The 1,560-nt window shown below is 57.5% G+C and carries 1 rRNA gene; it reads right to left on the bottom strand.

The window, feature by feature from the left end:
* Positions 1 to 22: 22 nt before the first annotated feature.
* Positions 23 to 1,550 (bottom strand): 16S ribosomal RNA (locus B5F78_RS16540).
* Positions 1,551 to 1,560 lie beyond the last annotated feature (10 nt).

The following is a 1,560-nucleotide window of genomic DNA, read 5'->3' as shown; positions in this document are numbered from 1 at the left end:
AACATGAGACCGGACGCTCCAGAAAGGAGGTGTTCCAGCCGCACCTTCCGGTACGGCTACCTTGTTACGACTTAGCCCCAATCACCGGTTTTACCCTAGGGCGCCCCTTGCGGTTACGCACTTCAGGTACCCCCGGCTTTCATGGCTTGACGGGCGGTGTGTACAAGGCCCGGGAACGTATTCACCGCGCCATGGCTGATGCGCGATTACTAGCGAATCCAGCTTCGTGGAGCCGGGTTGCAGGCTCCAGTCCGAACTGGGAGGGGATTTCGGGATTCGCGCGCCGTCGCCGGCTGGCTGCCCTCTGTACCCCCCATTGTAACACGTGTGTAGCCCCGGACGTAAGGGCCGTGCTGATTTGACGTCATCCCCACCTTCCTCGCATCTTACGATGGCAGTACCGGCAGAGTACCCAGCATCACCTGATGGCAACTGCCGGAAGGGGTTGCGCTCGTTATGGCACTTAAGCCGACACCTCACGGCACGAGCTGACGACAACCATGCAGCACCTCCGCGCCTGCCTTGCGGCTGTACCGTTTCCGGCACATTCAGGCGCAGTTCAAGCCCGGGTAAGGTTCCTCGCGTATCATCGAATTAAACCACATGTTCCTCCGCTTGTGCGGGCCCCCGTCAATTCCTTTGAGTTTCACCGTTGCCGGCGTACTCCCCAGGTGGGACACTTAACGCTTTCGCTTGGCCGCCGACAGTATATCGCCGACAGCGGGTGTCCATCGTTTACCGTGCGGACTACCAGGGTATCTAATCCTGTTTGATACCCGCACCTTCGAGCCTCAACGTCAGTGGCGGGCTGGCATGCTGCCTTCGCAATCGGGGTTCTTCGTGATATCTATGCATTTCACCGCTACACCACGAATTCCGCATGCCGCGACCGTACTCAAGCCCCACAGTTTCAACTGCAATTTTACGGTTGAGCCGCAAACTTTCACAGCTGACTTAAGGGGCCGTCTGCGCTCCCTTTAAACCCAATAAATCCGGATAACGCTCGCATCCTCCGTATTACCGCGGCTGCTGGCACGGAGTTAGCCGATGCTTATTCGCAGGGTACCTGCAATATGCCACGCGTGGCACACTTTATCCCCCTGCAAAAGGAGTTTACAACCCGTAGGGCAGTCATCCTCCACGCTACTTGGCTGGTTCAGGCTCGCGCCCATTGACCAATATTCCTCACTGCTGCCTCCCGTAGGAGTTTGGGCCGTGTCTCAGTCCCAATGTGGGGGGCCTTCCTCTCAGAACCCCTATCCATCGTCGCCTTGGTGGGCCGTTACCCCGCCAACAAGCTAATGGAACGCATCCCCATCGGCGGCCGATAATTCTTTAGTCAGGCTGTCATGGAACTGCCTGACACCATCGGGGATTAATCTTTCTTTCGAAAGGCTGGACCCGGGCCGCCGGAAGGTCGGATACGCGTTACTCACCCGTGCGCCGGTCGCCATCAGGCTTAGCAAGCTAAGCCCATGCTGCCCCTCGACTTGCATGTGTTAGGCCTGTAGCTAGCGTTCATCCTGAGCCAGGATCAAACTCTTCATTGTAAAATATCTT

It is taken from the genome of Bacteroides sp. An279 (assembly GCF_002159615.1).
Taxonomy (GTDB): domain Bacteria; phylum Bacteroidota; class Bacteroidia; order Bacteroidales; family Bacteroidaceae; genus Phocaeicola; species Phocaeicola intestinalis.
This window is presented reverse-complemented; position numbering and strand designations above follow the sequence as displayed.